The sequence below is a fragment of the Mycobacterium sp. genome (assembly GCF_040509115.1).
GTDB lineage: Bacteria > Actinomycetota > Actinomycetes > Mycobacteriales > Mycobacteriaceae > Mycobacterium.
Window position 1 is genome coordinate 1 of record NZ_JBEVLO010000382.1, and the last position, 5,757, is coordinate 5,757.

General features: G+C 67.8%; 7 protein-coding genes. 3 read left to right on the plus strand and 4 right to left on the minus strand.

Features of this window, described 5'->3' with window-relative positions; all coding sequences use genetic code 11:
* On the plus strand, positions 1–1,074 hold a 1,074-nt coding region (locus ABW137_RS26360; RefSeq protein WP_526404416.1), incomplete at its 5' end, for a M23 family metallopeptidase.
* Positions 1,061–1,435 (plus strand): DUF3054 family protein, encoded by a 375-nt coding sequence (locus ABW137_RS26365; protein ID WP_526404417.1) that lies wholly within the window; start codon positions 1,061–1,063, stop codon positions 1,433–1,435. The genes ABW137_RS26360 and ABW137_RS26365, both read left to right, overlap by 14 nt.
* Here ABW137_RS26365 and ABW137_RS26370 read toward each other — a convergent pair.
* The 4 genes from ABW137_RS26370 to ABW137_RS26385 all read right to left on the minus strand — a co-directional run bounded on the left by ABW137_RS26370 (position 1,350) and on the right by ABW137_RS26385 (position 4,664).
* Positions 1,350–2,783 carry a HAMP domain-containing sensor histidine kinase gene (locus tag ABW137_RS26370; protein ID WP_526404418.1) on the minus strand — a complete coding sequence of 478 codons (1,434 nt, stop codon included), beginning with the start codon at positions 2,781–2,783 and terminating at the stop codon, positions 1,350–1,352. The two genes, ABW137_RS26365 and ABW137_RS26370, sit on opposite strands and share 86 nt — an antisense overlap.
* Position 2,784: 1 nt before the next feature.
* On the minus strand, positions 2,785–3,456 hold the full coding sequence (locus ABW137_RS26375; RefSeq protein WP_526404422.1) for a response regulator transcription factor: 672 nt from the start codon (positions 3,454–3,456) through the stop codon (positions 2,785–2,787).
* A 56-nt stretch (positions 3,457–3,512) separates the two neighbouring features.
* On the minus strand, positions 3,513–3,908 hold the full coding sequence (locus tag ABW137_RS26380) for a hemophore-related protein (protein WP_526404419.1): 396 nt from the start codon (positions 3,906–3,908) through the stop codon (positions 3,513–3,515).
* Between the two features lie 180 nt (positions 3,909–4,088).
* Entirely contained in the window at positions 4,089–4,664 is a 576-nt protein-coding gene (locus ABW137_RS26385; RefSeq protein ID WP_526404420.1) for a hemophore, read from the minus strand.
* A 255-nt stretch (positions 4,665–4,919) separates the two neighbouring features.
* On the opposite strand from ABW137_RS26385, the gene ABW137_RS26390 reads away from it, so the two are divergent.
* On the plus strand, positions 4,920–5,757 hold an 838-nt coding region (locus tag ABW137_RS26390; RefSeq protein WP_526404421.1), incomplete at its 3' end, for an MMPL family transporter.

Genomic DNA, 5,757 nt, shown 5'->3' on the forward strand with positions numbered 1-5,757 from the left:
GCGCCGATTCCGGTGCGCGCCACGGACGGAAAGACCCACCTCGCATACGAGTTGCAGGTCACCAACGCCATGGGCTTCGACGTGACGCTCGATTCGGTGGTGGTGAAGGACGGCGACCGGCAGCTGTTGTCGCTCGATGGTGAACGGCTGGCGTACCGCACCCGCACCCTCGGCGGAACGGCCCCGACGGGGAAGTTCGGTGCAGCACAGGCTGGTCTCGTCTGGTTGGACGTCGTCATCGACGAGGGCGCCCCGGTCCCGACGAGCCTCACGCACACCCTCGGAGTGACGCTGTCGAAGCCGATGCCACCGCTGCTTCCGCCGACCATGATCGAAGAGGGCGTGGCACCGGTCAAGGTCTCCGACGCCAAGCCGGCCACGATCGGCCCGCCGCTACGCGGCCCGAACTGGTTGGACGGCAACAGTTGTTGCGATATGACAGCGCACCGGATGGCGCTTAATCCGTTAGGGGGTGGACTGTGGGCCGCCGAGCGGTTCGCCATCGACTACGTGCAACTCAGCGACGACGGCACCATCTACAAGGGCGACCGGGCCAAGCCCGAGAGCTACCCGTACTTCGGCGACGACATCCTGGCGGTGGCCGACGGCCCGGTTGTCGGGGTGATGGAGGGTCTGCCCGAGCAGGTTGCGGGCACGTCGCCGACGGGCCTACCTCTGGAGCAGTACGGCGGTAACCACATCGTGCAGGACATCTCCGGCGGAGGGACCGAGAAGAGATACGCCTTCTACGCACACCTCAAGACCGGTTCGGTGAAGGTGAAGGTGGGCGACAAGCTGACCACCGGACAGGTGCTTGCCAACCTCGGCAACACGGGCAATACCGACGCACCGCATCTTCACTTTCACGTGATGAGCACGCCGGATCCATTGCGCTCCAACGGTTTACCGTTCGTATTCAAGCAGTTCAAGTTGGACGGGAGGATCGCGTCGATGGCAGCGCTCGACCCACTGTTGACCGGTGCGCCAGCACCGATGGTGCCGGACTTCACCCCGAGGGACGAGACCAACGTCAGCCCGCTGGTCCTTGACGTGATGACCTATGCCGCCGGCTGAGTCGGCGACCCGCCTGACCGCGGTCGCGGTGCTCGCCGACGTCGTCTCGGTCCTGGTGTTCTGCGCCATCGGACGGCGAAGCCATGCGGAGGGGATCACCGCCGTCGGTGTCGCCGAGACCGCGTGGCCGTTCCTCGCGGGCACGGCGGCTGGTTGGTTCGCGGCCCGTGCATGGCGGCGACCCGCGGCACTGGCACCGACGGGCGTAGTGATCTGGTTGAGCACGGTGGTGATCGGAATGCTGTTGCGCAAGGCCACCTCTCAGGGCACCGCCGTCAGCTTCGTGGTTGTCGCTTCGCTTTCGACCGCCATCCCGCTACTCGGTTGGCGCCTCGCCGCAAGGGCCCTGGCTCACCGCTGAGCAACTCGCCGGAGTCCGAATCGGAGCCCACCTCAGGCGAAGTCGAGATCGTCAACTTGGCCCGCAACCCGCCGAGCGGGCTGCCAGACAGCTCGATGCCGCCACCGTGCAGGTCGGCCTGTTGGGCGACGAGGGCAAGGCCGAGACCCGATCCGCCGGGCGCCGCCGTACTGCCCCTGGCGAACCTGCCCATGACGAACTGGTACTCCTCTTCGGGAAGGCCCCGTCCGTCGTCGTCGACGACGATGGCGAGCACCTCACCACGCTCGGCCGTCGCCGCCCGCCGGTGAGCGGCGAGCACGATGTGGCTGGCGCCGCCATGTGCCACCGCGTTGCGCACCAAGTTGTCCACGGCGAGACGCAGGCCGCCGGGCCATCCCCAGATCGTCCCGATGTCGTCGTCGGTCTGCACGACGACGTCGACGGCGTCGGCGCGGCTGTTCTCCCGCGCTACCCGATCGAGCATGTCCGTCACGTCGATCGGCTCGCGGTCCTCGGCCTGCGCCAACTGTCCGGAGGCGAGCTGCCCCAGCGCGGTGATGATGCCCTCGACGCGGCGCTGCGCACGGGCGAGGTCGCCAACGACCTCGTCGCGCTCGTCGGCGGGCAGATCGTGAATCCGCAGCGTGTCGAGGTCGGCTCGCATCGCCGTCAGCGGCGTGCGCAGTTCGTGCGCCGCATTGGCCGCGAAGTCCTGGGCAGCCTGCAACGAGTTGGTGGTGGCGAGCTGAGCGGCCGCGAGACGTTCGAGCATGCCCGCCATGGCATCGGAGAGCTCCTCGGCCTCCCGCGCCCCCCTGACCGCCGTCATCTGCTCGCTGCCCTTGCCGAGGCGCATGGTCTGCTCGGTCAACCGCCGAAGCGGTCGGATGGCCGGACCCGCCAGCATCCACCCGAGCCCGCCCGCGATCAGCACGGTCGCAACGCCCACCGCGGTGTACAGCGGGATCCTGGCCCGGCTCAACAGAATGCTGTCAGCCCGGATGCCGACCGAGACCAGCACCCCGCCCTGCTGGTCGACGGCGACGGTGCGGACCCGGTATTCGATCCCGTTGACCTCGACTGTCTCGCTGCCCGGTGGCAGCCTCGGCAGCTGAAGGCCCCGCTGGAAGACGACCTGGCCGGAGGAGGTCGACCGTCCCGTCTGGATGACACCGTTGGACTGGTCGTAGACGCTGGCGTCGACGATCGCATCCAGGCGGCGATCGAGCTGGGCAGCGTCGTTGTTGGCCAACACGACGGAGGTCAGCACCGTGAACACGGCGACCACCGCGGCGGCGGCGGCGGCCGATGCCAGGGCCACCCGCGTGCGCAGCGAAGCCGACTGGCCGAACCGAAAGGCGGGCACCTCAGGGCTCGTCGCGCAGCACGTATCCGATCCCGCGCACGGTGTGGATCACCCGGGGATGGCCTTCGCGTTCGAGCTTGCGGCGCAGGTAGCTGATGAACACGTCGGCCACGTTGGTGTCCACGTCGAAGTCGTATCCCCACACCAGCTCGAGCAACCGCTGCCGGGACAGCACCACGCCGGCGTTCTCGGCCAGCACGGCCAGCAGATCGAACTCTCGTTTGGTGAGGTCGGCCCGTTCCCCGTCGACGAACACCAGGCGCCTGGCCCGGTCGATCGTCAGGGGCCCGACGGTCATGGTGTCCGACGAGCGGTCAGAGGACAGGCTCGACCGACGCAGCAACGCGTGCAGCCTGGCCACCAGTTCGCCGAGGTCGAACGGCTTGGTCAGGTAATCGTCCGCGCCTGCTTCGAGGCCTGCGATCCGGTCGTTGACGGTGTCGCGCGCCGAGAGCACGCAGATCGGAATGTCGTTTCCGAGCGCACGCAGCGCAGTGACGACGGCGACCCCGTCGAGCTCCGGCATTTGAACGTCCAAGACCAACGCGTCATGGGATTCGTTGGAGAGGAGTCGCAGCGCTTCCTTGCCGGTCGCCGCGACCCGAACGTCGAACCCGGAGTGCCGCAAACCACGCGACACGGATGTTCTGACGTCCGGATCGTCATCGACCATCAGTACCGTGCGACCCGCGCCGTCAAGCGCGGATGGCTCGCCCACCCGCACGCGGGTTACGGCAGGGCAGGTGCAGGTGCCGAACCGCAACGATTCTTCAGATCGACCAGAGGCTGACGGATGCCCGTCAGTTCGGTCTTCACCTGGGGGTTGTCGTCCAGGTAGTCGGCCACCTGGGTGCGGACCTCGTCGCGCGGGAGACCCTCGAGGCTGGTAAAGAACCAGTTCACGTCGGGGTGGGTGAACAGGTAGGCCGACGTCGACGCCGAGACACCGGCGGCTACTCCGGAAAGGTCGGCCGCCGTGCAGTTCGGCGGGTTGGTGGCCGGGTCGTCTGCCATGGCAGACGGAATGGCGCCGAACAGCATCGCGCCCGCGATTGCGCCGGCACCCATTGCGCCAGCTACCGCACGTCGCCCAGCCCCAGGCCTGAGCACCGCCGAAATCAACATCAAAGCTCCTTCATCGAGTGTGCAGATCCCTGCCGTAGCCGTAACCCCAAGCGGTTACCGACAACGAAAAGCTAAGCAGATTGTGTGACGACTTTCTTGCCTTGTGCGCAACCAATCCTGAGAAAGCTCGAACATGCAGCTCAGAGACTTGCTGCGAAATGGCGGTCGAGTCGCTGAGCGCTACCGGGACGTCGCGGCAACCGGTCCGGGCAGCGGCCCGGTGCCCGGCGCGACTACTGCGGCGGGTGCCGATTGCGCAGGCACGGCCGTCCCCGGTACCCCGACGGCCTGCGCCGCGGGCGACACTCCTGGCAAACCACCGGTCAGCGAGCCACCCTGGGCTTGGGCGCCCTGCAGCAGCCCGAGCAGTTGGGGCAACGTCACCGGAAGACTGCATCTGCTCGACAGGCTCTGCAGTGGCGCCTGCAACGCCTGCATGTCCTTGCTGGCCTGCGGGTTGGCATCGAAGTAGGTCTTCAGCGCGACGACGGACTGCGGGCCCGCCTGCTGCTTGGAGATGGCGGTCAACGCCGCGTTGGTCTGGGGATGGGCATCGAGGTAGTTACCCATCGAGGTCGCCACCGAGCCGATGGTCTTCGCCACCTCACTGGCCGCGCACGGGTCGTTCGCCGCGGTGGCAGCTGGTGCGCCGGGAATCGTGATCGCCGCGACGGCGATGCCACCCATGCCACCCACAGCCGATGCAGCGAACACGGCGCCGAGCGAGCGCCGGACCAATGCGGTGGTCATCCTCATCGGAAACTCCTTATGACGGTCTTGGCACGGGCCATAATGCCATCGGGCAGGGCCGTCCATCAACCGGCGCAGCAAATACCCAGGTCAGTTGTCGGGGAGGTCGGGTCGGCCCGCGGGCCGCGGTGCGTTGCCAGGCCAACGCCGGGGTTCGGCCACTGGTCAGCGGCCAATCGCGCGGGTACCCTACCTCACGCTGCGGTACGCTCACGCTACCGAAACGCGGGGAGAAGGCAGGGGTCCGCCATCCAGCAGTTCATGATGCGGTTGAGCAGCGGCCTGCGCCGACACCGCTGGGTGGTGTTCGCGGCCTGGCTGCTTCTCCTGGCGCCGTCGGTGTTCCTCGCCGTCAACCAGTCCGGGCACCTCACCGGTGGCGGGTTCGACGTCGCGAGCTCGCAGTCACTGAACGTCGAGCAGGACGTCGAGGATCACTTCCCCGACCAGGGCGCGTCCCCGCTGGCGCTGGTCGCGTCCCCCCGCGCGGACGCCTCGTTCGACGACATGAACGCCGCCGTCGCCCAACTGCAACGCATCGCCGCCGAGCAGCCGGGCGTGAAGATCGTCCCCAACCCGCAACAACCCCCGCCGCAACCCGACCGGCCCTACGTGCTGAGCCTGCAGACCGACTTCAACAGCGGCAGCTCCGACACCGCGAAGGCGCTGCGCAAGGCGGTGGGCATCGACGGCGACCAGCCGGGTCAGGTGAGCAACGGCACCGTCAAGCTCTACGTCGTCGGCCAGGGCGCCCTCGCTGCGGCAGCGAGCGAGGCCACCAAGCACGACATCGCACAGGCCGAGAAGTGGAACCTACCGATCGTCCTGATCGTCCTGCTCGCCGTCTTCGGATCGCTAGCCGCAGCAGCGGTGCCGCTGGTGCTCGGCGCCTGCACCGTCGTGGTCACGATGGGCCTGGTCTATCTGCTGTCGATGATCACCGAGATGTCGATCTTCGTCGCCTCGACCGTGTCGATGTTCGGCATCGCGCTCGCGGTCGACTACTCACTGTTCATCCTGATGCGGTTCCGTGAGGAGCTGCGGTCCGGCCGCGATCCGGCCCAGGCCGCCGACGCCGCAATGGCCACCTCCGGACTCG